Source organism: Marinobacter oulmenensis (genome assembly GCF_014201735.1).
In the GTDB taxonomy this organism is placed as follows: Bacteria; Pseudomonadota; Gammaproteobacteria; order Pseudomonadales; family Oleiphilaceae; genus Marinobacter; species Marinobacter oulmenensis.
Genome location: NZ_JACHFE010000002.1, coordinates 496,012 through 520,952, shown reverse-complemented (window position 1 = coordinate 520,952; position 24,941 = coordinate 496,012). Strand labels below are relative to the sequence as shown.

General features: G+C 59.3%; 22 protein-coding genes. 21 read left to right on the top strand and 1 reads right to left on the bottom strand.

From position 1 onward, the window contains the following. Positions 1-20 precede the first annotated feature (20 nt). The 7 genes from HNR38_RS05660 to HNR38_RS05630 all read left to right on the top strand — a co-directional run bounded on the left by HNR38_RS05660 (position 21) and on the right by HNR38_RS05630 (position 6,725). Positions 21-371, top strand: coding sequence for a PilZ domain-containing protein (locus HNR38_RS05660; protein ID WP_183700635.1), 351 nt, complete (start codon positions 21-23; stop codon positions 369-371). An 11-nt stretch (positions 372-382) separates the two neighbouring features. Next, entirely contained in the window at positions 383-1,294 is a 912-nt protein-coding gene (locus HNR38_RS05655) for an alpha/beta fold hydrolase (protein WP_183700633.1), read from the top strand. Continuing rightward, the gene (locus HNR38_RS05650; protein ID WP_246362396.1) at positions 1,287-2,192 is read left to right on the top strand and encodes a DUF4892 domain-containing protein; all 906 of its coding nucleotides are present in this window, start codon (positions 1,287-1,289) and stop codon (positions 2,190-2,192) included. Before HNR38_RS05655 ends, HNR38_RS05650 begins: the two co-directional genes overlap by 8 nt. A gap of 138 nt (positions 2,193-2,330) precedes the next feature. After that, the gene (locus HNR38_RS05645) at positions 2,331-3,428 is read left to right on the top strand and encodes a patatin-like phospholipase family protein (protein ID WP_246362484.1); all 1,098 of its coding nucleotides are present in this window, start codon (positions 2,331-2,333) and stop codon (positions 3,426-3,428) included. 72 nt (positions 3,429-3,500) lie between these two features. Beyond that, entirely contained in the window at positions 3,501-4,409 is a 909-nt protein-coding gene (gene prmB / locus HNR38_RS05640; protein WP_183700629.1) for a 50S ribosomal protein L3 N(5)-glutamine methyltransferase, read from the top strand. Positions 4,410-4,460: 51 nt separating this feature from the next. After that, positions 4,461-5,555 (top strand): chorismate synthase, encoded by a 1,095-nt coding sequence (gene aroC, locus HNR38_RS05635; protein WP_183700627.1) that lies wholly within the window; start codon positions 4,461-4,463, stop codon positions 5,553-5,555. A gap of 18 nt (positions 5,556-5,573) precedes the next feature. Next, positions 5,574-6,725 (top strand): MFS transporter, encoded by a 1,152-nt coding sequence (locus HNR38_RS05630; RefSeq protein WP_183700904.1) that lies wholly within the window; start codon positions 5,574-5,576, stop codon positions 6,723-6,725. On the opposite strand, the gene HNR38_RS05625 is transcribed toward HNR38_RS05630, so the two are convergent. Continuing rightward, positions 6,716-7,609, bottom strand: coding sequence for a LysR family transcriptional regulator (locus HNR38_RS05625; RefSeq protein ID WP_183700625.1), 894 nt, complete (start codon positions 7,607-7,609; stop codon positions 6,716-6,718). The two genes, HNR38_RS05630 and HNR38_RS05625, sit on opposite strands and share 10 nt — an antisense overlap. A 581-nt stretch (positions 7,610-8,190) precedes the next feature. Here HNR38_RS05625 and leuC point away from each other — a divergent pair. The 14 genes from leuC (at position 8,191) to purF (ending at position 24,939) form a co-directional block, all read left to right on the top strand. Then, positions 8,191-9,609: a 3-isopropylmalate dehydratase large subunit gene (gene leuC / locus HNR38_RS05620; protein WP_183700623.1), complete on the top strand. Its 1,419-nt coding sequence runs from the start codon at positions 8,191-8,193 to the stop codon at positions 9,607-9,609. 17 nt (positions 9,610-9,626) lie between these two features. After that, entirely contained in the window at positions 9,627-10,274 is a 648-nt protein-coding gene (gene leuD / locus HNR38_RS05615) for a 3-isopropylmalate dehydratase small subunit (RefSeq protein WP_183700621.1), read from the top strand. Positions 10,275-10,290: 16 nt separating this feature from the next. Beyond that, positions 10,291-11,364 (top strand): 3-isopropylmalate dehydrogenase, encoded by a 1,074-nt coding sequence (gene leuB / locus HNR38_RS05610; protein WP_183700619.1) that lies wholly within the window; start codon positions 10,291-10,293, stop codon positions 11,362-11,364. Positions 11,365-11,493: 129 nt separating this feature from the next. Continuing rightward, complete coding sequence (gene asd, locus HNR38_RS05605) at positions 11,494-12,609, top strand: aspartate-semialdehyde dehydrogenase (RefSeq protein ID WP_183700617.1); 1,116 nt, start codon at positions 11,494-11,496, stop codon at positions 12,607-12,609. 344 nt (positions 12,610-12,953) lie between these two features. Further along, positions 12,954-16,028: a FimV/HubP family polar landmark protein gene (locus HNR38_RS05600; RefSeq protein WP_183700615.1), complete on the top strand. Its 3,075-nt coding sequence runs from the start codon at positions 12,954-12,956 to the stop codon at positions 16,026-16,028. An 88-nt stretch (positions 16,029-16,116) separates the two neighbouring features. Continuing rightward, positions 16,117-17,025 carry a tRNA pseudouridine(38-40) synthase TruA gene (gene truA, locus HNR38_RS05595; protein ID WP_183700613.1) on the top strand — a complete coding sequence of 303 codons (909 nt, stop codon included), beginning with the start codon at positions 16,117-16,119 and terminating at the stop codon, positions 17,023-17,025. Next, positions 17,022-17,651, top strand: a complete 630-nt coding sequence (locus HNR38_RS05590) for a phosphoribosylanthranilate isomerase (protein WP_183700611.1) — start codon at positions 17,022-17,024, stop codon at positions 17,649-17,651. The genes truA and HNR38_RS05590 overlap by 4 nt, the downstream gene beginning before the upstream one ends. After that, positions 17,644-18,852 (top strand): tryptophan synthase subunit beta, encoded by a 1,209-nt coding sequence (trpB, locus tag HNR38_RS05585; RefSeq protein WP_246362483.1) that lies wholly within the window; start codon positions 17,644-17,646, stop codon positions 18,850-18,852. Before HNR38_RS05590 ends, trpB begins: the two co-directional genes overlap by 8 nt. 17 nt (positions 18,853-18,869) lie before the next feature. After that, the gene (gene trpA, locus HNR38_RS05580; protein ID WP_183700609.1) at positions 18,870-19,682 is read left to right on the top strand and encodes a tryptophan synthase subunit alpha; all 813 of its coding nucleotides are present in this window, start codon (positions 18,870-18,872) and stop codon (positions 19,680-19,682) included. A 40-nt stretch (positions 19,683-19,722) separates the two neighbouring features. After that, positions 19,723-20,652, top strand: a complete 930-nt coding sequence (gene accD, locus HNR38_RS05575; RefSeq protein WP_183700607.1) for an acetyl-CoA carboxylase, carboxyltransferase subunit beta — start codon at positions 19,723-19,725, stop codon at positions 20,650-20,652. After that, entirely contained in the window at positions 20,627-21,934 is a 1,308-nt protein-coding gene (gene folC / locus HNR38_RS05570; protein WP_183700900.1) for a bifunctional tetrahydrofolate synthase/dihydrofolate synthase, read from the top strand. Before accD ends, folC begins: the two co-directional genes overlap by 26 nt. Before the next feature lie 76 nt (positions 21,935-22,010). Further along, positions 22,011-22,712: an SPOR domain-containing protein gene (locus HNR38_RS05565; RefSeq protein WP_183700605.1), complete on the top strand. Its 702-nt coding sequence runs from the start codon at positions 22,011-22,013 to the stop codon at positions 22,710-22,712. A gap of 94 nt (positions 22,713-22,806) precedes the next feature. Continuing rightward, positions 22,807-23,325, top strand: coding sequence for a CvpA family protein (locus HNR38_RS05560; protein WP_183700603.1), 519 nt, complete (start codon positions 22,807-22,809; stop codon positions 23,323-23,325). 87 nt (positions 23,326-23,412) lie between these two features. Further along, complete coding sequence (purF, locus tag HNR38_RS05555) at positions 23,413-24,939, top strand: amidophosphoribosyltransferase (RefSeq protein ID WP_183700601.1); 1,527 nt, start codon at positions 23,413-23,415, stop codon at positions 24,937-24,939. The last annotated feature ends 2 nt before the right edge of the window (positions 24,940-24,941 follow it).

The following is a 24,941-nucleotide window of genomic DNA, read 5'->3' as shown; positions in this document are numbered from 1 at the left end:
GATAAATCAAGGGGTTTGATATGGGGCCCGGATTCGGAGCACGCAGCGGTATACTTACGCTGACCATCAAGGACAAGGCGGTGCTTTATGCGGCCTATATGCCGTTCATCCGCCAGGGCGGTTTGTTTATTCCGACCCAGAAGCAATATCAGATTGGCGACGAAGTCTTCCTGTTGCTGAATCTCATGGATGAGCCGGAAAAAATCCCCGTTGCTGGCAAAGTGATCTGGATCACCCCCAAGGGTGCCCAGGGCAACCGGGCGGCGGGAATCGGCGTCCAGTTCAATGGCGACGATGAAACCGCCCGGACTAAAATTGAATCCTACCTTGCAGGCTCCCTGAACTCTGATCGCCCCACCCACACGATGTAGGACGACCATGCATGACTGATGCGACGCTGGCGGCCGGGCAGGCCGATACCCTGGCGGGCGGTCGCGATGCCGTCTGGCCGTTGGCGGTAGCCTCTCTGGCCGGGATTCACTGGCCCTCCCGCGATGGTGCGAAAAGTGACACGCCTCTCCTTATGCTCCATGGCTGGCTGGACAATGCCATGAGCTTTGCCCGGCTGGGGCCTGAGCTCTCGGCCCACCGGGATGTCCACGCAATTGACATGGCCGGCCATGGCTTTTCCGGGCATCGGCCGCCGGGCTATGGTTACTGGCTGACTGATTATGTGGCGGACCTGGCCGAACTGGTTGACCGGCATTTTCACGCCGGGCCGGTGGATCTGGTCGGCCATTCGCTGGGCGGGATCGTCAGCGCCCTGTTTGCCGCTGCCTTTCCGGATCGGGTGAGGAAACTGGTCATGATTGACAGCCTTGGCGCGTTGAGCCGTCCCGCCAGCGAGACGGTACCGCAACTGCGCAAGTCCATCCGCAAACGACTGGCGGGCTCCGGTGCGGCCGTTGAATACCCGGACCTGGCGACCGCCGCGCGTTTAAGGGAACGGGGTTTCAGTCCGCTGAGCCCCGAGGCGGCGATGATTCTGGTGCCGAGGAATATGCGCAAACAGGGCGATGGCCTGGCCTGGCGGACCGACCCCAGACTGCGCCACCCGTCGGCCCTGATGATGACCGAAGAACAGGTTCAGGCATCCCTGTCATCCATCTCTGTGCCAACTCTGTTCGTAAAGGGAAAGGATGGGCTGTTATCCACCCGTGATGATCTGGCGCAGCGTGAACATCTGATTCCCGGCCTGCAGACGGTGGAGGTGCCCGGGGGGCATCACTGCCACCTGGATGGGGATGTCCGGCCTATACTGACTGCTGTAGAGAGGTTCCTGCTTGATGACTGAACGCAGAGTGATGCCGACGCTGACGTTTCTGCTTTTGGCTCTGACCACCGTCCAGCCAGCAATGGCCGCGCCCCTTGAGGAACCCCCGGAGCCTTTTGCGCAATCAACGCTGCAATCCACCAAGCGCATCGAGTCCAGTGGGCATCTGGTGCTGTTCAGTCCCATCCGTGAAATTCGTGATGAAATCCGGTCTGATGTCATGGCTCGTCTTCCTGTGCAGGGTGTGGGCCAGCTGTATGAACTCAACCGTGACGCGACCCGTGCCCAGGCCCGGGATCATTACCGGCAGTCTCTGCAGGGGAGAGAAGCCAGGATTCTCTTCGAATGCGTCGGTATTGATTGCGGGCGCAGTAACGTCTGGGCCAACCAGGTATTCGAGCAGTCCCGCCTGCTGGGCCGTGACCGGGAGCAGGATTACCTGGTGGCCGCCACCATGGACAGCGCCGGCCAGCGTTGGCTGACCCTGGTCTACACAGTGACCCGCGGTAATCTCCGTGAGTATGTCTGGGTTGAACACCTGCAGGTGGAGCCCGGTGCGCCGATTCCCGGTTTCGCGGCAACGCCGGAACGGGTGCGTGGGCCGATTGTGGTTCCCTGGCAGGGTGGCGTAACCTATCGGTTCGAGTTTTCCGCGGCGGACCGGCGGCAGGTCACGGACTGGGCCAGTGGTGAAGGTTCGGTGGTGGTCCTGGCCGGGTTCAGTGAACTGCGGGACAATGAAACGTTCGACGAAGGGCTCGTACGGGCTGGTGAGGCGGTGGATTCACTGGCGGACCTCCTGGCCAAGGTGGGCGTTGGGCGGGACCAGATCCGAAAATTGCCCGTGGGTTCCGGTGTCGCTGTTCCCGGGCCAAACCGGCAGGGCAACCGGGTCGAAGTGCTGGTAATCGAAGAGTAGGGGAAGATGTCCAGGGATCAGCAAAAGGGTGACGAAAAACAGCCGCCGAAGTCCGGAGGGCCGGACTCCGCCATTAAATCTGTGGTGGAGGGCGCGGGGATTTCGCCAGCAGAGGCGCCGGCCAGCGCTGGTAAGCGTATGCGGGAAACCGGCCAGGGCAAGACCGTTGCGCTGACACTGGGTAGTGGCGGTGCCAGAGGCTATGCCCACATTGGCGCCATCGAGGTGCTGGTTGAACGTGGCTATACCATCAAGGCGATTTCCGGGTGCTCCATGGGTGCCCTGATTGGTGGCATGTATGGCGCCGGCAAGCTGAAGGATTACAAGGACTGGGTCACCGGCCTGGGGCAATTCGATGTCCTGAAACTGCTTGATGTCACGTTCACCTCTGTTGGCGCCATTCGCGGTGAAAAGGTGTTCTCGGTGGTGCGTGAAATCCTGGGCGACACCCTGATCGAGGATCTGCCAATTGCCTACACGGCGGTGGCCACCGACCTGCTTGGCCACAAGGAAATCTGGTTCCAGGAGGGGCGTCTGGATCAGGCGATCCGGGCATCCGTGGCCATCCCGAGTGTGGTGACGCCCCTGGTGCTTAATGGTCGCGTACTGGTCGATGGTGCACTGCTTAACCCCCTGCCTATTATTCCTACCATCTCCTCCCATGCGGACATGATTGTCGCCGTTAACCTCAGTGGCGAGGACGATCAGTGTGATCGTATCCCTGATGCTGCATTCGAGGAGGAAGAACTGAGTGGCGAAATGGAGGAGTGGCTCGATACCGTCCGCGAGAAGGCATCGCGCTGGTTTGACTGGGATGCGCTCAAGGCCTTTGCCGCACGTAAGGCCGGGCCCGAAACCGATGACTCACCGGAGGAGAAAATCAGCCGGGAGATCGAGCGCAAATCGAAAAATCCCAAACTCTTCGCTGGCAAGAAAGATCTGGCGAACGCGCCCACCACCCGCGAAGAGGATAACGAGGTTATCGACTGGGACAAGCTGGGTATTGGCAAGTTTGATGTCATGAACCTGACCATCGAGACCATGCAGAGCGCGCTGGTGCAGTACAAGATTGCCGGTTATCCACCGGATCTTCTGGTCAATGTGCCCAAGAATGCCTGCCGAAGCTATGACTATCACAAGGCGCCGGAACTGATTCAGCTTGGCCGCGAGCGCATGGCCGCGGCGCTGGACCGGTATGAGTCCCGTCGCTGCAGCTCCGGGCCGCTGGCGCTTTAATCAATGGCTGCAGGTGAGCGGGGAAACAGCGTATAATCCGCCGCTACATTCACATCCTCAGGAACCATTGTTTTGACCAGCCCCGCCGATGATCTGCACAGCATCCGTGATCTCATCCGTTACGCGTGCTCCCGGTTTGCCAGTTCCGACCTCTACTACGGCCATGGCACCGACAATGTCTGGGATGAGGCGGTACAATTGGTTTTGCGCAGCGTCCACCTGCCACAGGAAAACAACAATGTCTTCCTGGATGCCCGGCTGACCCGTGAGGAGAGAACCCTGATCCTGGATCGGGTTGAGCGTCGTATCGCTGAGCGGATTCCGGTGGCCTACCTGCTTGGCGAAGCCTGGTTCATGGGCATGCCGTTCCAGGTGGACGAGCGGGTGCTGATCCCCCGCTCGCCGATTGGCGAACTGCTCGAAAACGGTCTGCAACCCTGGCTCGGGGAGGTTGATGTCGAGCGCGTGCTGGATCTGTGTACGGGCAGCGGCTGCATTGGTATTGGCGCCGCGATGGTTTTCGAGGACGCCGAGGTTGTGCTCTCGGATGTATCGGCAGAGGCCCTGTCGGTGGCTGACGCAAACATACGTCTGCACGGGCTTGAGAACCGGGTACAGACCGTGAGATCCGATGTGTTTGACCAGGTGACCGGTCGGTTCGATGTGATTGTCAGCAACCCGCCCTATGTCGATGCGCAGGATCTGGCGGGCATGCCCAGCGAGTATCATCACGAGCCCGAGCTGGGCCTGGCCGCCGGTGACGATGGGCTGGACATCGCCCACCGCATCATCGCGAAGGCCTCCGAGCACCTGACCGAAGACGGGCTGCTGATTGTCGAAGTGGGTAATTCCTGGCTGGCCATGGATGAAGCCTATCCGGATCTGCCGTTGACCTGGCTGGAGTTCGAAAACGGGGGCGACGGTGTATTCCTGTTGTTCGCCCGGGACCTGCGTGAATGGCAGGAGCGCCGAGGCGGCTGAACAGTCCATCCTGGGGAAGCACTTTTAATTACACTGATAAGATATTGAATTATGTCGGGAAATACATTCGGTAAACTGTTTACGGTCACGACCTTTGGCGAGAGTCACGGCGCTGCCCTGGGGTGCATCATTGATGGTTGCCCGCCGGGGCTGGAACTGTCGGAAGCGGATATGCAGCGGGACCTGGATCGCCGAAAGCCCGGCACCTCGCGCCATACCACGCAGCGCCGGGAAGCCGATGAGGTCCGTATCCTTTCCGGTGTCTTTGAAGGCCGCACCACAGGGACGCCCATTGGATTGCTGATTGAAAACACCGATCAACGTTCCAAGGATTACTCCAAGATTGCCCAGCAGTTCCGCCCGGCACATGCGGACTACACCTACACCCACAAGTATGGCATCCGGGATTATCGCGGTGGCGGCCGTTCCTCGGCTCGCGAGACCGCCATGCGCGTGGCAGCCGGTGCGGTGGCCCGCAAATTCCTTGAGCAGCGTCTGGGAATCCGTATCCGTGGTTATCTGTCCCAGTTGGGACCGATCAGCATAGAGAAACTGGACTGGGATCAGGTACACCAGAACCCGTTCTTCTGCCCGGATGCCGACAAGGTGCCGGAAATGGAAGCCTACATGGATGCGCTGCGCAAGGAGGGGGATTCCATTGGTGCCCGGATCAATGTGGTCGCCGATGGCGTGCCGCCGGGCCTTGGTGAGCCCATATTCGACCGCCTGGACGCAGATCTGGCCCACGCGCTGATGAGCATCAACGCCGTGAAGGGCGTGGAAATCGGTGCCGGTTTTGAATCCGTTACCCAGAAGGGCACTGAACACCGGGATGAGATGACCCCGGACGGTTTTCTGTCCAATAACGCGGGCGGTGTGCTCGGCGGGATTTCCTCTGGCCAGCCGATTGTCGCCAGCATGGCACTTAAGCCCACGTCCAGCCTCCGTCTGCCGGGGCAGGGCATTGATGTCGATGGTAACCCCGTAGAGGTGGTGACCACCGGGCGCCACGATCCCTGTGTCGGCATCCGTGCCACACCGATTGCCGAGGCCATGATGGCCATCGTGCTGATGGATCATTATCTGCGTCATCGCGGCCAGAATGGCGATGTCAGTGTAGACACGCCCGTTCTCAAACAACTCTGATCGAGAGGAGGCGCTACCATCTACTGGCGGCTGTCGAATCTCTACTTCTGGTTTTTCGCCCTCCTCGGGGGGCTGTTGCCCTACTGGTCCCTCTATCTGGAGGGGCAGGGCTTTTCCTACCTCCAGATCGCCACCCTGATGGCGACGATCCAGTTGACCAAAGTTGTGGCCCCCAATGTGTGGGGCTGGCTCGGTGACCGGAGCGGTCAGCGGGTAAGGCTGGTGCGCTTCGGGGCTCTGTCCGGATCACTGTTTTTCGCCGGGGTCTTCCTGGAACCGGGGTTTTACGGGCTTCTGCTGGTCATGCTGGTTTTTACCTTCTTCTGGAATGCGGTCCTGCCCCTCTATGAAGTGATTACCCTCCGGGAGCTGGGGGCCCAGAGGGATCGTTATGGTCGCGTCCGACTGTGGGGGTCGGTCGGTTTTATCGGCTCAGTGGCGATGATCGGCGGGCTGCTCGAGATCATCGAGATCAGTCAGTTACCGTGGCTGCTGTTGCCGGTGTTTGCCGGTATTGCCGTCTCCACCTTTCTGGTGCCCTCGGAGCGGGGTGAGAGAAAACCTCCGGCGCCCAAAGGCAGCCTCAAGGCCATTGTCACCCACCCGGCGGTGATTGCCTTCTTTGCGATGAACTTTCTGCTTCAGGTTTCCCACGGGGCTTACTACACCTTCTTCAGCATACATCTTGAGCAGAATGGCTATGGCAAGCTGGCGATCGGGCTGCTCTGGTCGCTGGGGGTGTTGGCCGAGATTGGTCTGTTCCTGGTGATGCACCGGTTATCCCGGCGCTTTACGGTCCGCCAGATTGTCCTGGGGGCGCTGGCCCTGACCATGCTGCGCTGGTCACTGATCGCCGAGCTGACCTGGCTGCTGCCGGTTCTGATCTTCGCCCAGCTGTTACACGCGGCGTCTTATGGGGCGCTGCACGCGGTTTCAGTGCAGTACATCCAGGGCTTTTTCGGCCACCACCATCATGGTCAGGGCCAGGCCCTATATAGCGGCCTGACGTTCGGTGCAGGTGGCGCCGTGGGGGCCTGGATGTCGGGGTTCCTTGTCGACGGGGTGAGTACGTCGGCAGCTTTCTGGGGCGGGGCGGCGGCCATGGCGATTGCCCTGGTTATCTGCTGGAAAGCCCTGGAACCACCGCCGGCGCCGGATACTCAGGCCTGATCCCGCCCCCTGTTGATACCTTCCTGCTGTTCGACAATGTCGAGCAGCGCCTGTGCCGCCTTGCCGAGCTCTCGCCCGGACAGGGCGATCGCGCCAAGAACCCGGCTTACCCGGTGCGGGACCGGGACAACCCGCAGGCTGTCATCAAGCATGCTTACCGGCAGCACGCTCCATCCCAGACCGACGCTGGTCATCATTTTGATGGTTTCCAGGTAGTTGGTGGGCATCAGCGGCTTGAGCGTCAGGTTCTCTTCCAGAAACAGGCGGCTGACCACGCGATAGGTGGCTGAGCTTGTATCCGGCACGAGGGCGGGGTGTGGAACCAGATCCCTGAGTGTGGGGCTTGGGACGTCCGCCAGTGGATGGTCTGCGCCCACCACGAAGGCCATCGGGTCGGGCCACTGGGCCAGAATGCTGAATTCCGGGTTCATGCTGTCACTGAGGGTGACGAAGGCCAGCTCGGCGTTGCGCTTGTCCATCTGGGTATAGGCAGCGTCGGATTCCATGAACTGGAGGTTCAGATCGACCTGGGGATACTCCCGCCGGAATCGTCGTAACCAGTCGGGCAGGTGGTGCAGGCCGATGTGGTGGCTGGCAATCGCATGCAATTCCCCGCCGACGGTTTCGTTATTGGCGGTAATGGAATGACGGGCGTTGTGTATTTCATCGAGGATCTTCCGGGCATGGGGCAGCAGTCTGGCGCCCGCGTCGGTCAGGCGGATTTCCCGGTGGCTGCGATCCACCAACCGGGTGTCTAGCTGGTTTTCCAGGGTCGCCAGACGCTTGCTGATGGCCGGCTGGGTCAGGTGCAGGATTTCGGCCGCTTCCGAGAATGAGCCCTGGTCCACAATGCATAGAAACGCTTTTAGCGAGTTGGAGTCCATGTTTTCTTTACCTGTGAGTTGCCCTGATGCTCGTTAGCCTGCCAGCTTGGCGATAGTCGCGGTCTCAGGGGCCTTCTCCCAAAAACCGCTACGAGCACGTCCATGTGCGCTTCTCTCAGGCCATCCATGGCCTTCGAAATTTTTGGGAGAAGGCCCCTGAAACCGCTTGTCGCGCTTGGGTAATAGCGCACCGTTGCCGGGATAGTATTGAAGTCATGTAAGTCAGGCCTTCTGATACCAATCTCACCTCCAGTGAAGGATTAGAAAGTTTGGAGACGAGAGCGTTTTGCGCAATCGCCCAAGAGCGAGTTGGTGGGGATGCCTTGCCAAAAGTTTTGAGGGCCAGGGATGGCCCGAAACAAGCGCCCATGGACGGCTCGAGCGTCTTTTGGCAAGGCATCCCGCCGACTCGCGTCCGGCACGGAGCTGCAGTTAACCTGGCTTTGAGTCTCAAAAGAACAATGAAGAATTCCGGAATGGAATGCAATGAATAAAAAACATGAATTGAGGTTATCAAGCATGGGCGGGTAAACTTCAGGAAGTGCCATAAAACAGAACCCCCAAAAGAGTGAGAGAGCATCATGGCGGGCAAGACCTTATACGACAAATTGTGGGATGACCATCTGGTCAAACAGCGGGACGACGGTTCCGCGCTGATTTACATCGACCGGCAGTTGCTGCACGAAGTCACCTCGCCGCAGGCGTTTGAAGGCCTGCGTCTGGCCGGTCGTAAACCCTGGCGCATTGACGCCAATATCGCCACCCCGGACCACAACGTGCCGACCACCGACCGTGAGCGCGGTATCGACGGCATTGTTGACCCGGTGTCCCGGACGCAGGTGGAGACTCTCGATAAAAACTGCGACGAGTTCGGCATCCTGGAATTCAAGATCAAGGACATGCGTCAGGGCATCGTGCATGTGATCGGGCCGGAGCAGGGCGCGACTCTGCCGGGTATGAGTATCGTCTGTGGTGACTCCCACACCTCTACCCATGGCGCCTTTGGCTGTCTGGCCCACGGTATCGGCACTTCCGAAGTCGAGCACGTTCTGGCCACCCAGTGCCTGGTCCAGAAAAAGATGAAAAACATGCTGGTCAGGGTCGATGGCAAGCTGGCGCCGGGCGTGACCGGCAAGGACGTGGTCCTGGCCATTATTGGCAAAATCGGTACCGCCGGCGGCACCGGCTATGCCATTGAGTTTGGTGGCGAGGCGATCCGCGGCCTGAGCATGGAAGCCCGCATGAGTATCTGCAACATGTCCATCGAAGCCGGTGCCCGTGTCGGGATGGTGGCCGTGGATGACACCACCATTGACTATGTCAAAGGCCGTCCGTTTGCGCCCAAGGGCGAAACCTGGGACAAGGCCGTGGCTTACTGGAACACGCTGCACAGTGACGTTGATGCCGAATTCGACAAAGTCGTCGAGCTGGACGGTTCCGCCATTCAGCCGCAAGTAAGCTGGGGAACCTCTCCGGAAATGGTCACCGGTGTTGAAGGCAAGGTACCGGATCCGGAGCAGGAAGCCGATCCGATCAAGCGCGAAGGCATTGTCCGCGCCCTGAGATACATGGGGTTGAAGCCGAACCAGAATATCACCGACATCCAGCTGGATCGGGTGTTCATCGGTTCCTGCACCAACAGCCGCATTGAGGATCTGCGTGAAGCCGCCGCCGTGGTCAAGGGCCGCAAGGTATCCCCGAGCCTCAAGCAGGCCATGGTGGTGCCGGGTTCGGGTCTGGTGAAGGCCCAGGCGGAGCAGGAAGGTCTGGATAAGGTTTTCATCGAAGCCGGTCTGGAATGGCGTGATCCGGGTTGCTCCATGTGTCTGGCGATGAACGCCGATAAACTGGGGCAGGGCGAGCATTGTGCCTCTACGTCCAACCGGAACTTCGAGGGTCGTCAGGGCTTCGGTGGCCGTACCCATCTGGTAAGCCCGGCCATGGCAGCGGCAGCGGCCGTTACCGGCCATTTTATTGATGTCCGCGAATTGATGAACTGATCCACAGGAGAGACACCATGCGCGCATTTACGCAACATCAGGGCGTTGTCGCCCCCATGGACCGGTCCAATGTGGATACGGACATGATCATTCCCAAGCAGTTTCTGAAGTCGATCAAGCGCACCGGCTTCGGCCCGAATCTGTTTGACGAACTGCGTTATCTGGACGAAGGCAAGCCGGATCAGGATTGCTCCCAGCGCCCGATCAACCCGGATTTCGTGCTTAATCAGGATCGCTACAGGAACGCCAGCGTGCTTCTGGCCCGCTCCAACTTCGGTTGCGGCTCCAGCCGTGAGCACGCGCCCTGGGCGCTGGATGATTTCGGCTTCCGGGTGATTATCGCTCCGAGCTTTGCCGACATATTCTACAACAACTGCTTTAAGAATGGCCTGTTACCTATTGTTCTTAAAGAAGATGTGGTCGATAAACTGTTTCTTGAGACCGAGGAGAATGACGGCTATCAGCTCTCGATCGACCTGGAGGCAAAGACGGTGACCACGCCATCTGGCGAGTCTTTCAGCTTCGAGGTGGACGACTTCCGCCGTCATTGCCTGCTCAATGGTCTGGACGACATCGGTGTCACCCTGGAAGATGCCGGCCTGATCCGCGACTATGAAGAAAAACGCAGGCAGACCGCTCCCTGGCTGTTCAATTCCGGAAACTGAGAACAAGGAAATGATGATGTCCCGTACTGTATTGATGCTGCCAGGTGATGGCATTGGCCCGGAAATCGTTGCCGAAGCCGAAAAGGTGCTGAACCGTGTGAATGAAAAATTCTCGCTCGATCTGCACTTTGAGTCCGCCCTGGTTGGCGGTGCCGCCATCGACGAAACCGATTCGCCTCTGCCTGACGAGACCCTGTCCAAGGCGGAAAAAGCGGACGCTATCGTGCTGGGCGCGGTGGGTGGTCCGAAATGGGACAGTCTGCCGATGGCCAAACGGCCGGAGAAGGGGCTGCTCGGGCTGCGTTCAAACCTGGAACTGTTCGCCAACCTGCGTCCGGCCATTCTGTATCCGCAACTGGCCTCGGCATCGTCTCTGAAACCGGAAGTGGTGTCCGGCCTGGATATCATGATCGTGCGTGAACTGACTGGCGGTATCTACTTCGGCCAGCCCCGGGGTGTGCGTAATCTGGAGCACGGTGAGCGCCAGGGTTACAACACCTATGCCTATACCGAATCGGAAATTCGTCGTATCGGTCGGGTCGCCTTTGAAACCGCCCAGCAGCGCGGCAAGAAACTGTGCTCCGTGGACAAGGCCAATGTGCTGGAAGTCACTGTTATGTGGCGCGAAATCATGGAAGACCTGAAGCGGGAATATCCGGATGTGGAGCTGTCACACATGTACGTGGACAACGCGGCCATGCAACTGGTCCGGGCGCCCAAGCAGTTTGACGTGATTGTGACTGGCAACATGTTTGGTGATATTCTTTCTGACGAAGCGGCAATGTTGACCGGTTCTATCGGTATGCTGCCATCCGCGTCGCTGAACTCGCAGAAACAGGGTATGTACGAGCCCTGTCACGGTTCGGCACCGGATATTGCCGGTAAAGGCATTGCCAACCCGCTGGCCACCATTCTGAGCGCCGCGATGATGCTGCGTTACAGTCTGGAAGAGGAAGAGGCTGCCCTGGCAATTGAGGCAGCGGTCAGCGAAGTGCTGGATCAGGGCCTGAGAACAGCCGACATCATGTCGGAGGGCGCCACCCGTGTCAGTACCCGGGAAATGGGCGATGCTGTTCTCAATGCGCTTTAAAGACGGTTCCTGACCGGCAAACAAGACCCGACAGCGGCGGGACGCAGCCGCTGCGGGATCACCCATCCTGTCCCTGCCAGCGATAACGGTAGCGGGCGGGCATAAAACAACGAGGTTCAAAGGTCGCCCATGAAGCGAGTTGGACTTGTAGGCTGGCGTGGCATGGTTGGTTCCGTGCTCATGCAGCGCATGCGTGAAGAAAACGATTTTGCCGACATCGATCCGGTGTTCTTTTCCACTTCCCAGACCGGGAAGCCGGCTCCGGACGTAGGCAAGGACGGCGTTCCGCCACTGCAGGACGCGTTCGATATCGACACCCTGAAAAGCATGGATGTGATCGTTACCTGCCAGGGTGGCGATTACACCGGTGAGGTGTATCAGAAACTGCGTGACGCAGGCTGGGAAGGCTACTGGATTGATGCCGCCTCAACGCTGCGGATGGTTGATCACTCTGTGATCGTACTGGATCCGGTCAACCGTAACGTCATCGATGACGCTCTGAACCGGGGCGTGAAAGACTATATCGGCGGTAACTGCACTGTAAGCCTGATGATGCTGGCGCTGGGCGGACTGCTGGAGCAGGATCTGGTGGAGTGGGTCACGCCCATGACCTATCAGGCGGCGTCCGGTTCCGGTGCCAAGCATATGCGTGAACTGCTGAACCAGATGGGCGCGCTCAATGGCGCCGTGAAAGCGGAACTCGATGATCCGTCTTCCGCGATTCTGGATATTGATCGCAAGGTGACTGACACCATGCGTTCAGGTGATTTTCCGACTGACAACTTCGGCGTTCCGCTGGCAGGCAGCCTGATTCCGTTTATCGACAAGCCGCTCGATAACGGCATGAGCAAGGAAGAGTGGAAGGCGGGCGTTGAGACCAACAAGATCCTGGGTCGAAGCGACAACCCGATTCCCATCGACGGTCTGTGTGTCCGGATCGGGGCCATGCGCTCCCATAGTCAGGCGCTGACCATCAAACTCAAGAAAGATCTTCCGGTTTCCGAAATCGAAAGCATCCTGGCCAAGGCCAATGACTGGGTGAAAGTGATTCCCAACGAAAAGGATGCCACCATGGAGGAGCTCACGCCGGCGAAGGTAACCGGTACGCTGGGTATTCCCATTGGCCGGATCCGTAAGCTGACCATGGGGCCGGAGTATATTTCGGCGTTCACCGTGGGTGACCAGCTGCTGTGGGGTGCCGCCGAGCCCCTGCGTCGTATGCTGCGGATCCTTCAGGAGCGCTAAGGCCGGGGTTCAGGGGGCAGATTAATGCCAACTGTGTCCGGTTTTTGGAAGGCCAACAGGGGCGGATGCTGATTTCAGGGTCCGCCCCTGTTATTTTTCATAGAGTTAATAAAACTGCCATGAGTTTCGTAGGTTACTTAGGAAGTTCCGGCTAATTATTGAAAAGGCAGTGAAAGGATTGCAGCTGTGTGATTGATAAAAGGGATGTTATCAACAATACTTGCCAGATCTAACAGTATCTTTGCGACACAGGCGCAGGAAGAACAAGACGGTAGATAGCCAACCTCGTCCGATTCTGTCGACACACGGCAGTCAGGAATAACGGAGACTGGAAAGGAAGAAGCATGAAGGTACGCAAGCTTGCGGTTGCCCTGGCGCTGGCAGGAGGGCTCGGTTCCGGAATGGCGCATGCCCTCGGACTCGGGGAAATGGAGCTGCAATCGTGGCTGAACGAGCCTCTGGATGCCGAAATAACGCTGCGCCAGAGTCGGGGAATGACGCCGGATGACGTCATCGTCAACGTGGCGCCGGAAGCGGCCTATCGGCGGGTTGGCCTTGAACGGAACCAGTTTCTCAGTAATCTGAAATTTGAAGTGGTAACCGGTGCCGACGGCAGCCTGGTTATCGATGTCTCCTCCCGTGAACCTGTCCGCGAACCCTATCTCAATTTCCTGCTGGAACTGACCTGGCCCAATGGCCGTCTGCTGCGTGAATACGCAGTGCTGGTTGATCCGCCCGTTTACGCGGAGGAATCCGGCGTTGAGGAGCCGGTCCAGGCACCGGCGACGTCTTCCCAGCAGGCTGCGGCCCCGGAACGCTCCGCCGAATCCCGTCGTCGTCAGGCGCAAGCCGAGGGCTCGCTGTCCCGCAGCACCGGGCCGCGTACACTCGGGCCGACCGGCCCATCCGACACGCTCTGGGGCATTGCCGAGCAGGTGCGTCCGGATAGTTCCGTTTCCATTCCCCAGGTTATGCTGGCGATTCAGGATGAAAATCCCGACGCGTTTATGGGGGGCAATATCAATCGCCTGAAACGCGGCGAGGTGTTGCGTGTTCCCACGATGGAGCAGATGCGCAGCCGCAGCCGTGCCGAGGCCAGCAGACTGTTTGCCCGCCAGAATGAAGAATTCCAGTCCCGTCAGACTGTCGACGCGACGGCTACGGCCCAGTCCGGTGCGCCTGCCGGAGAGGCCGCCGGGGACGATAGCGAACTGAAGCTACTGGTTGCTGATAACGAAAGCGAGACGTCACGTTCTGCCGAGGAGGGCGGCTCCGCCGGTGGTGATGGTCAACAGCCTGGTGGTGCTGACGCCGGTTCGGCTGTGGCAGCCGAAGAGCTGGATGCGATCCGCCGTGAGAATGAAGAGCTCAGTAGCCGGATGGAAGATCTGCAGGACCAGGTGGAAACACTGCAGCGCCTGCTTGAGCTTAAAAACACGCAACTTGCTGACATGCAGAACCAGGCCGCCCAGGACGATGCGGTTGCCACCGACGCGCCTGCGGCCGAAGGCTCTGGCGGCCAGGATGCAAGCAGCACTGATTCAGAATCCCTGCCGTCAGAAGAGTCGGCCACGACTGAGGCCATGGATTCCGACGACGCCAGTGCCTCCGAAACCGTGGAGTCGACAACGCCCGAAGCGGGAGCTGCCCAGGCAACGGGTTCTGAACAGGACAGCGCTTCCGGCGAGTCTGAGACTGGTGACGCAGCTCAGGGTGAAGGCGATACCCAGTCCCAGGACGACGCTGAACCGGTTGCCGCCGAAGAGCCGGCGGCAACCGATGCCGTGGCTGAAGCTGAGCAGCCCGCGGCCATCGAGCCAGAACCAGAGCCGGAAGCCGAAGCGCCTGCTCCGGTACAGCAGGATCAGGAGCCGCCCCGTGAGAGATCTTTCCCGGGCAATATCATTGGCATGATCCTCGATAATCCGATGTATCAGATTGCCCTGGGTGGCGGGCTGGTACTGCTGCTTCTTGTGCTGATGCTGGTGATGCGTCGCCGGGCCCAGCAGGAAAAGGCGTTTTACGAGCAATTCACCAATGATGAGGACTCCGAGGTTGAGTCCGGTACGGGCGGCTTTGATCTCAGTCTCGATGGCGAGACCGACGAAGAAAAACCGGACGGTGGCGATCCCATCGCTGAAGCGGACAACTACCTGGCGTATGGCCGCAACGAACAGGCGGCCCAAGTGCTCGAAGAGGCCATTTCCCGGGAGCCGAGCCGCTCCGACCTGCGTCTGAAGCTGCTTGGCGTGTACGCCGACAGCCAGGATCGTGAGGCCTTTGAGCGGCAATACGGTGAGCTGGCAGCTTTTGAGGATGATGACGTGACAGCACAGGCGGATGAGCTGAAGCGCCGCCTGGACGAAGCCGAGGCCACGCCCAGCATCGATGACCTGGAGTCCCAGTTGCGCTCCGAATCCCTGGCAGGCTCAGGCTCCGATGAAGCTGAAGACGACTTGTCCTTCGACGATCTGCCGTCTTCCAGTGATGACCTTGAATCCGATGAATTTGAATCGGCGTCTGAAGAGTCTCTGGCACATGAGTTCGGAGAGCCAGCTTCAGAGGGCTCCGGGACGACCGATGCCCGCGATGAGGCCATCGAGTTCGATCTGTCCATGGATGATCTGGATGAGTCGACGGATGATGCGGGCGGTGAAAATGCGTCACCGGATGAAGGGTTCGATTACGACACTCTGGATTTCGACCTCGAAGATGGCAACGGCGATCAGGCTTCGACATCCGGAGGTGAAATAGAGAAGGATGACCTGGATCTGGGCGATACGCTGGATCTCGATATTGACGATAGCGAAACGCCGGAAGAACCTGTCGAAGGAGAGGATAAATCGGAATCTGATGACGAGCTGTCTCTCTCCGGCGAGGGCCTGGATGACTCCTTCCTTGATGACCTGGACTCGGAGCTGGACAAGGTCACGGGTGATGAAGGGTCGGTATCGGATGACGACGAGTCCGTCGTTGATGAGCTGGATGTCGATCTGTCCGAGGAAGACCTCGCGTTAATGAATGAATTCTCAGAAGGTAACGGCGGTGTTGATTCCGAGCCCGATGCAGAAGCGGAGCCGGATGATACCGAGATACCTTCTCTGGACGAGGAAGTGACGTCTCCGGATCTGCCAACCGAAGAGGCTGCAGAAACCGGCGACTCCACCGAAGCTCCACCCGAGGCGGCGGAAACCGGAGATCCTGCGCCTCTGGATCTGGACGAGGCGGATCTTGGGGATGACGACGACTTCGATTTCCTGGCAGGCACCGACGAGGCGGCCACCAAACTGGATCTCGCCCGGGCCTACATCGAAATGGGCGACAGTGACGGCGCCCGGGATATTCTCGAGGAAGTCTCACTGGAGGGTGACGACCAGCAGAAAGCGGAAGCCGAGGAGCTTCTTAAAAATCTGTCCTGATCCGTTATAATCCCACCAACCCAGAAAGAGCGCCGGCCACGTGGGCCGGCGCTTGTTTTTCAGGACACCATCAATAACGGATCGCAACTTGTTTCTCGAACCCCAGCCTCTGACGACGGACAACGCTATCGGCAATGGTCGCGTCGTTATTGTTTTTGAATACGATGGTCGCGGTTTTCATGGTTGGCAGTTCCAGAAGAGCGGGGTGCGTTCGGTCCAGGAGCAACTGGCCAAGGCCGTAGCCCGTGTGGCGAATCACCCGGTGGATCTGGTGTGTGCCGGCCGGACCGACGCGGGCGTTCACGCCAGTTTCCAGGTTGCGCATTTCGAGACGCCGTCAGTCAGGAATCTCCGGTCCTGGGTGATGGGCATCAACACAGCGTTGCCGGATGATATTGCGGTCCACTGGGCCGGCAATGGCGTTGGTGATTTCCACGCCCGTTTTTCTGCTGTCTACCGGCGTTACCGCTATGTGATTTTCAACCACCCGGTGCGTCCGGGCATTCAGCGCGGGCAGGTCAGTTGGACGTTCCGGCCGCTGGATGCTGAAAAGATGCATGAGGCGGCTCAGGCCCTGGTGGGTGAGCATGACTTTTCATCGTTCCGGGCGGCCGGTTGCCAGTCAAACACGCCGGTGCGTTTCATGGAGCGCATCAAGGTAACCCGGTCCGGTGATTTTGTCGTAATAGACGTCCAGGCCAATGCCTTTGTTCATCACATGGTCCGGAATATAGCCGGTGCCCTGATGGCTGTCGGGGCAGGGCAGGTGCCGGTTCAATGGGTGGCTGACGTACTGGCGGCGAGGGACAGGAGACAGGCCGGTGTGACCGCGCCGCCCCATGGGCTCTATCTGGTGGATGTTGGATTCCCGGGCCATTTCGGTATCCCCCGCGCCCTGTGCGGGCCAGCGTTCGTTGCTCCCTGGTTCAGCCGGGAGGATAATACGCCCATTGAACCCAGCCATATTCACCAGAAATCCAGGACAGCGACGTCGTGATTACCCGAGTCAAAATCTGTGGTCTGACCCGCCCCGAAGATATCAATGCGGCAGTCTCGCTGGGTGCGGATGCCGTCGGTCTGGTGTTTTATCAGCCGAGCCAGAGGTCGGTCACACTGGAAAGAGCTCATGCATTGGCCCGGCGGGTTCCAGCCTTCGTGTCCCTGACCGGTCTGTTTGTGAACCCGGAGCCCGAAGAGGTGGAGCGGGTTCTGCAGACGGTGCCGCTGGATCTTTTGCAGTTTCATGGTGATGAAACCCCGGAATTCTGCGCCTCTTTTGGTCGTCGCTGGATCAAGGCGATACGTGTGAAAGAAGCCGGGCAGGTCGAGCAGGCGTTCATGGACTACTCGGATGCCTCCGGACTGCTGGTCGATGCCTGGGATCCCGACCGCTATGGCGGCACCGGACGCTCGTTCAACTGGTCACTGATCCCCGCTGAGCGGCCCATGCCGCTCATATTGGCCGGGGGTCTGTCATCTGCTAATGTTGCTGGCGCTATCGAGCAGGTCCGTCCATGGGCCGTGGATGTCAGCGGTGGTGTGGAATCCGGCAAAGGCGTGAAAGACGCCAGCAAACTATCTGAATTTTTCAAAGAGGTACGCCGTGTCTGTAAAACTGACTGAAGATATGTTGAAGGCGTTTCCGGATGCCCGTGGGCATTTTGGTGACTTCGGGGGACGGTTTGTGTCAGAGACCCTGATGGATTCTCTGATGACCCTGGAGAAAGAGTATCTGCGCCTGAAGGAAGACCCGGAATTCCAGGCGGCCTTCGACAAGGATCTGGCCGATTATGTGGGCCGCCCCAGCCCCCTGTACTTCGCGGAACGCCTGACCGAGGAAACCGGTGGCGCCCAGATCTGGCTCAAGCGGGAAGACCTCAATCACACCGGCGCCCACAAGGTGAACAACACCATTGGTCAGGCCCTTCTGGCCAGTTTCCTGGGCAAGAAACGCATCATTGCCGAAACCGGAGCCGGTCAGCACGGTGTTGCCACTGCTACCGTGTGCGCGCGCCTCGGGCTCGAATGTCATGTCTTTATGGGCGCCGAGGACGTCCAGCGCCAATCCCTCAATGTATTCCGCATGAAGCTTCTTGGAGCCACCGTCCATGCCGTGGAGAGCGGCACGCGGACCCTCAAGGATGCGATGAACGATGCCATGCGGGACTGGGTAGCCAATGTGGACGACACTTTCTACATCATCGGCACCGTGGCCGGTCCTCACCCGTACCCGCTGCTGGTCCGGGATTTCCAGTCGGTAATCGGTCGCGAGACCCGTCGCCAGGCACTTGAGAAAACCGGTCGCCTGCCGGACGCACTGGTCGCCTGTGTCGGCGGTGGATCCAACGCCATCGGCATGTTCTATCCGTTCCTGTCTGACGAAACCGTGCAGCTGTACGGGGTGGAAGCCGGTGGCCTGGGCATCGATACCGGCCAGCATGCCGCGCCACTTTGTGCCGGCCGTCCTGGCGTACTTCACGGCAACCGTACTTACCTGATGGAAGATGAGAATGGCCAGATTGCCGGAACCCATTCGGTCAGCGCCGGTCTGGATTATCCGGGCGTAGGGCCTGAACACGCCTGGCTCAAAGATATCGGGCGTGCCAACTACGTGTCGGTGACCGATGATGAAGCCCTGGACGGGTTCCGTAAGCTGACCCATGTGGAAGGCATCATGCCTGCGCTGGAAACGGCTCATGCCGTTGCTTATGCCATCAAGCTCGCGGCTACCATGGACAAGGACCAGATGGTTGTTATCAACGTCTCCGGACGGGGTGACAAGGACATTCACACCATTGCCCAGTTGGATGGCATCGGGATCTGAAAAGGGCAGGAGCAGGCATGAGCCGAATTGAAGCCGTACTGAAAAATCTGAAATCCGAGAGTCGCAAGGCGCTGATTCCTTACATCACCGCCGGCGATCCGGCACCGGACCAGACTGTTGCTCTTATGCATACCCTGGTCAGGGCCGGTGCTGACATCATTGAGCTTGGTGTGCCGTTTTCCGACCCGATGGCGGATGGGCCCGTGATTCAACTGGCCTGCGAACGGGCGCTCAAGCATGGCACCTCGCTGAGGCAGGTGATCGCCATGGTTCGCGAGTTCCGTGAGACGGATACGGATACGCCGGTGGTGTTGATGGGGTACCTCAATCCCATGGAGGCCATGGGCTATGAGGCGTTTGCAGACGCTGCCGCCGATGCCGGTGTGGACGGTGTCCTGACTGTTGATCTGCCGCCCGAGGAAGCGGATCAGGTAGCCCCGCTGTTTGCGGAGCGGCAACTGGATCCGATATTCCTGCTGGCGCCGACCACCACCGACGAACGCATTCGTGCCATCAGTGAGCATTCCTCCGGTTACGTGTACTATGTTTCCATCAAGGGGGTGACCGGCTCTGCGTCCATCAATGTGGAGGAAGTGGCCTCCAAGGTGGCACACGTCCACGAGTTGACGGCGCTGCCCGTCGGTGTCGGTTTCGGTATTCGTGACGCGAAGACTGCCGCTGCAGTTGGCAGAGTATCCGATGGTGTAATTGTTGGCAGTGTGCTGGTCGATACAATAGCCCGAAATCAGGCAGATCCCGAGGCACTGAACCAGGCACTGACGGATCTGCTTCATCCGATGCGCGAGGCCCTGGATAGCCTGGCTCAATGAGCGTGGAAAACATCCGGACGTCAAAGAACAGGACGAAAGCATGAGTAACTGGCTGGATAAAATCATGCCGAGCAAAATTCGCTCGGAGTCAAAGCAGCGTACCGGCGTGCCGGAAGGGCTCTGGAAGAAGTGCCCGAAATGCGGCGCCTTTTTGTATAAGCCGGAGCTGGAGAAGAATCTGGATGTCTGCCCCAAGTGTAACCACCACCTGCGCGTAGGTGCGCGTCGGCGGCTCGATATTTTCCTGGACAAGGATGGCCGTGAGGAAATCGCCGCGGAACTCGAGCCCTATGACCGCCTCAAGTTCAAGGACAGCAAACGCTACAAGGACCGCCTGTCAGCCGCCCAGAAGACCACGGGTGAAAAAGATGCCCTGGTTGCCATGCAGGGCACCACCATGGGTGTTCCGCTGGTTGCCTGTGCCTTCGAGTTCAATTTCCTGGGTGGTTCCATGGGCCAGGTGGTCGGCGAGAAATTCGTCCAGGCCGCCAACGTGGCCCTGGAACAGCGGATTCCGCTGGTCTGTTTCTCCGCCAGTGGCGGTGCCCGGATGCAGGAAGCGATTCTGTCCCTGATGCAGATGGCCAAGACCTCGGCGGTGCTTGAGCGGTTGAAGCAGGAAGGCGTTCCCTACATTTCGGTGATGACAGACCCCGTGTTCGGCGGTGTATCTGCCAGTCTCGCAATGCTCGGTGACCTCAATATTGCCGAGCCCTATGCGCTGGTTGGTTTTGCCGGCCCCCGGGTTATCGAGCAGACCGTTCGTGAGAAACTGCCGGAAGGCTTCCAGCGCAGTGAGTTTCTGCTTGAGCACGGTGCCATCGATATGATTCTGCATCGTCACCAGATGCGTGAAAGGGTCGCTCATCTGCTGGCCAAGTTCAGTGGCCAGGAAAAACCGGGGATCGAGGAACCCATTGAGTTTGAAATCACTGAAAAACCGGATGCCGATGAATCCGAAGAGCAGTGATGCCACTCCCGCGCCGGCGAAAGCTCCTCTCGCCGGCGCGCCGGTCAACGACTGGCTGAATTATCTCGAAGCGATCCATCCCACCGAAATCGATCTCGGTCTTGACCGCGTGCTGGTGGTCCTGCGCAGGCTGTTTCCCACCCGCCCGCGCAGCCGCATCATCACGGTGGCCGGCACGAATGGCAAAGGCTCCACGGTTGCAGCCCTGGAGCGGTTGCTACAGGCTTCCGGACGCACCACTGGCGCTTACACGTCGCCGCACCTGGACCGGTATAACGAGCGGGTCAGGATCAATGGTGCCGATATCCCGGATGATTCGCTGGTTCGTGCGTTTGAGGCGGTGGAATCCGCCAGGGGCAGTGTTTCGCTGACCTACTTCGAGTTTGGCACCCTGGCGGCCTTCGTCGCCCTGGCGGAAGCCGGGGTGGAGGACTGGATCCTGGAAGTTGGCCTGGGTGGCCGACTGGATGCGGTTAACGTGCTGGATGCCGATTTCGCGATTATCACATCAATCGATATCGATCATGTCGGGTTTCTCGGGGACAACCGAGAGGTGATTGGCTACGAAAAAGCGGGCATCCTTCGCCCTGGCATTGATGCCGTCTGTGCCGACCCGCAACCGCCAGCTTCTGTAATGCAGCAGGCAGGGGCACAAGCGGTCCGGCTCCGGTTGACCGGCAGGGATTATCAGCTTACCCGGCAGGGCGCCGGCACGATGTCGCTGTCGCTGGGTGATGAAACCATTGAGTTACCCGATGGCCCGCTGCCGCTTGAGAGTCTCGCGGCAGCGGTGGTGGCCTGTCGGCACCTGGCGCCGGCGTTGTCGCCGTCACAGATCACCGGGGTTGTCGAGATGCTGGAACTGGCAGGGCGCTTTGAAACCCTCAGGAAACAGCCGCTGACGCTGGTTGACGTCGGGCACAACCCTCACGCCGCCCGCTGGCTGGCTGATCGTCTTGCCCGGAAACGTCAGCCAGGCGGACGGGTGTACGGTATATACGGCGCCCTGGCCGATAAGGATGTCGAAGGGGTGGTGGCTGCCATGGCTCCGGTCGTTGATCACTGGTATCTGGCCGGTCTCGCGGTACCCCGCGGGTTGTCTGCGTCCGGGCTTGGTGAGCGGGTTGCCGGGGCAGGTGTTGATGGTTTCGAGACCTCGACCACAGTTGCCGAAGCCCTTGAAGGGGCGCTGGCAGCGGCCAGCCCCGACGATATCATCATTGCTTTCGGCTCATTCTTTACCGTTTCCCAGGCCCGGGCGGCAAGCCTAACAGCCTGTTAACCCGCCGGCCTTTGTGTTCTTGAAGTGACACCGCTAGTATCATGCTGAATGCGACTTTGAACGGGGGCCTGTTCAGGTGGATGGATTGAAACAGAGAATTATCGGGGCACTGGTTCTGGTGTCGCTTGCGGTGATCTTCGTGCCGATGATTTTTGACGAGCCTCACTCGGAACGCCAGTCCACACCGATCAATATTCCCGAAGAACCGCCGTTCCCGGAAGTGGAAATGTCAGCCGACGAGCCATCAACTGCCACGGCTCCGGAGCCGCAGGGTGCCGATGATGTCGCGCCTGTGGCGGACAACCAAAGCTCCGAAGGGGAAGGCTACCGTATTGTCGAGGAGCCGGCCGAGGCTGAAGCCGCGGCAGCGCAGCCGGAATCCGAACCCGAACCCGAATCGACGGTGACAGACACCGGCCAGGGCAGCACAGACGCCGGTGACGAGACCGCCTCAGCGCCCGGGCAGACTTCGGAAGATGCCACCACTCCGGACGCCGGTCAGAAAGCGGATTTCTCGGATTCGCTGGCTGGAGCCTGGGTTGTCCAGCTGGGCAGCTTCGGTAAGGAAGATAACGCCCGTCGCCTGCGTGATAAAGTGGTCGAGATGGGCTATGGCGGTCACCTGCAGCAGGTGGGCGATGGCGAGTCCCGGCTGACCCGGGTGTTCAGTGGTCCCTTTGTCGACAAGTCCGACGCCCAGAAAGCCAAGGCACGCCTGGACGAGGCATTCGGCCTCAATAGCCTGGTAACCAGCGGGGACCGGGTTGCCGGTCAGTAAGCTGCGTGTCCGTCACAGGTATAATGCCCGGGCGGTTTGGCGGCGCCCGGTTTCCTGTTAGAATCCGCGTTTCCTTTTTGCTGCCGGGATATTCATGGAAACGCTGATCTGGATTGACTGGGTCATCATTGCCCTCATTACAGTTTCCACACTGATCAGTCTCAAGCGGGGTTTCGTCAAGGAAGCCCTGTCGCTGGTTACGTGGATCGGCGCGTTCATCATTGCCCGCACCTTCCATCCGCAGATGCAGGGACTCCTCGAATCAACGGTGGAAACGCCTCTGGTTCGGCTGGTTGCAGCCTTCGCCATTCTGTTTTTCGGAACTCTGATCGTCGGCGCCATCATCAACAACATGATCGGTCACCTGGTACGGGCCACTGGCCTGTCGGCAACGGACCGGGTCCTGGGAATGGGGTTCGGGCTGCTGCGGGGGGTGGTGGTTGTGATTGTGGCAATTGCTTTTACCCGCTATACGCCGCTGGCTCAGGACACCTGGTGGCAAACCTCAGTGATGATTGACCGCCTGGCGGTGGTCGAGGATTGGTCACGGCGAACGTTTGGGGACGAGTTTGGCCGTTGGCTTGGTCCGGCGCAGGAGACCGCCGAAGGATAACGGCAGGAGCGCGGATTACGGAGTGGCGTGGAACCCGCGCCCTGAGCCCGTTAACATTCAGTTTTACACTCGGAGAACTATCCACTCATGTGTGGCATTGTCGGTATTGTCAGCAGTTCAAACGTCAACCAGCTTCTCTACGATGCCCTGACGGTGCTACAGCACCGGGGGCAGGATGCGGCCGGTATCGTGACCTACCAGGATAACCGGTTCTTCCTGCGCAAGGACAACGGCCTGGTTCGAGACGTGTTCCATACCCGCCATATGCGCCGCCTGGTTGGCAATGTTGGGATTGGCCATGTCCGTTATCCCACGGCCGGCAGCTCCAGTTCGGCGGAAGCCCAGCCGTTTTATGTCAACAGCCCGTACGGCATTACACTGGCTCACAACGGTAACCTGACCAACGCCGATGAGCTCAGCAGCCATCTGTTCCGTACCGATCTGCGGCATATCAATACCAATTCTGACTCCGAGGTCCTGCTGAACGTCTTTGCCCACGAACTGCAGAAGCAGGGCAAACTCAACCCCACCAAGGATGAGATCTTTGAGGCCGTGCGGGCGGTCCATAAACGCTGCCGTGGGGCCTATGCCGCCATCGCGATGGTGACCGGTTATGGCATCGTCGGCTTCCGTGATCCCCATGGTATCCGCCCGGCCTGTTACGGTGTACGGGAAGGGGAGAAAGGCGAGAAGGAATACATGATCGCCTCCGAGAGTGTGGCCCTGAATGCCGCCGGTTTCACCGTGGTCCGGGATATCGCCCCGGGCGAAGCGGTGTACATCGAGACCGATGGCACACTCTACACCGAACAATGCGCGGAAGATCCCAAGCTTTATCCCTGCATCTTCGAACACGTTTACTTTGCCCGCCCGGATTCCATTATGGACAAGGTGTCCGTCTACAAGGCGCGACTGCGCATGGGTGAGGTCCTGGCGGACAAGATTCTCAGAGAGCGCCCGAATCATGACATTGATGTGGTGATCCCGATTCCGGACACCAGTCGGACATCGGCCATGCAGCTGGCCTATCACCTTGGCGTGAAGTACCGGGAAGGCTTTATCAAGAACCGCTACATTGGCCGGACCTTCATCATGCCCGGTCAGAAAATGCGCAAGAAATCGGTTCGCCAGAAGCTCAACCCGATCGATCTGGAGTTCCGTGACAAGAACGTGATGCTGATCGATGATTCCATTGTTCGCGGTACCACCTGCGAGGAAATCGTCGAGATGGCACGGGATGCCGGCGCCCGCAACGTGTATTTTGCGTCCGCGGCGCCGCCTGTCCGTTATCCCAATGTGTATGGCATCGACATGCCGTCGGCGAACGAGCTCATTGCCCATAACCGGTCGGTGGAGGAGGTTCAGAACCTCATCGGCGCCGACTGGCTGGTCTATCAGGATCTGGAAGACCTGATCAGCTGCGTGAACGATGTGAATGACGAGATCAACGACTGGGAATGCTCCGTGTTTACCGGCAACTACATTACCGGCGACGTTGACGAGGCCTATCTGACGCATCTCGAAGAACTGCGAAACGACGGTAAGCGCACAGAGGCGGCTATCCAGAGTGGCACCGACAATGCGATTATCGATCTGCACAATGACGAAGACTGACC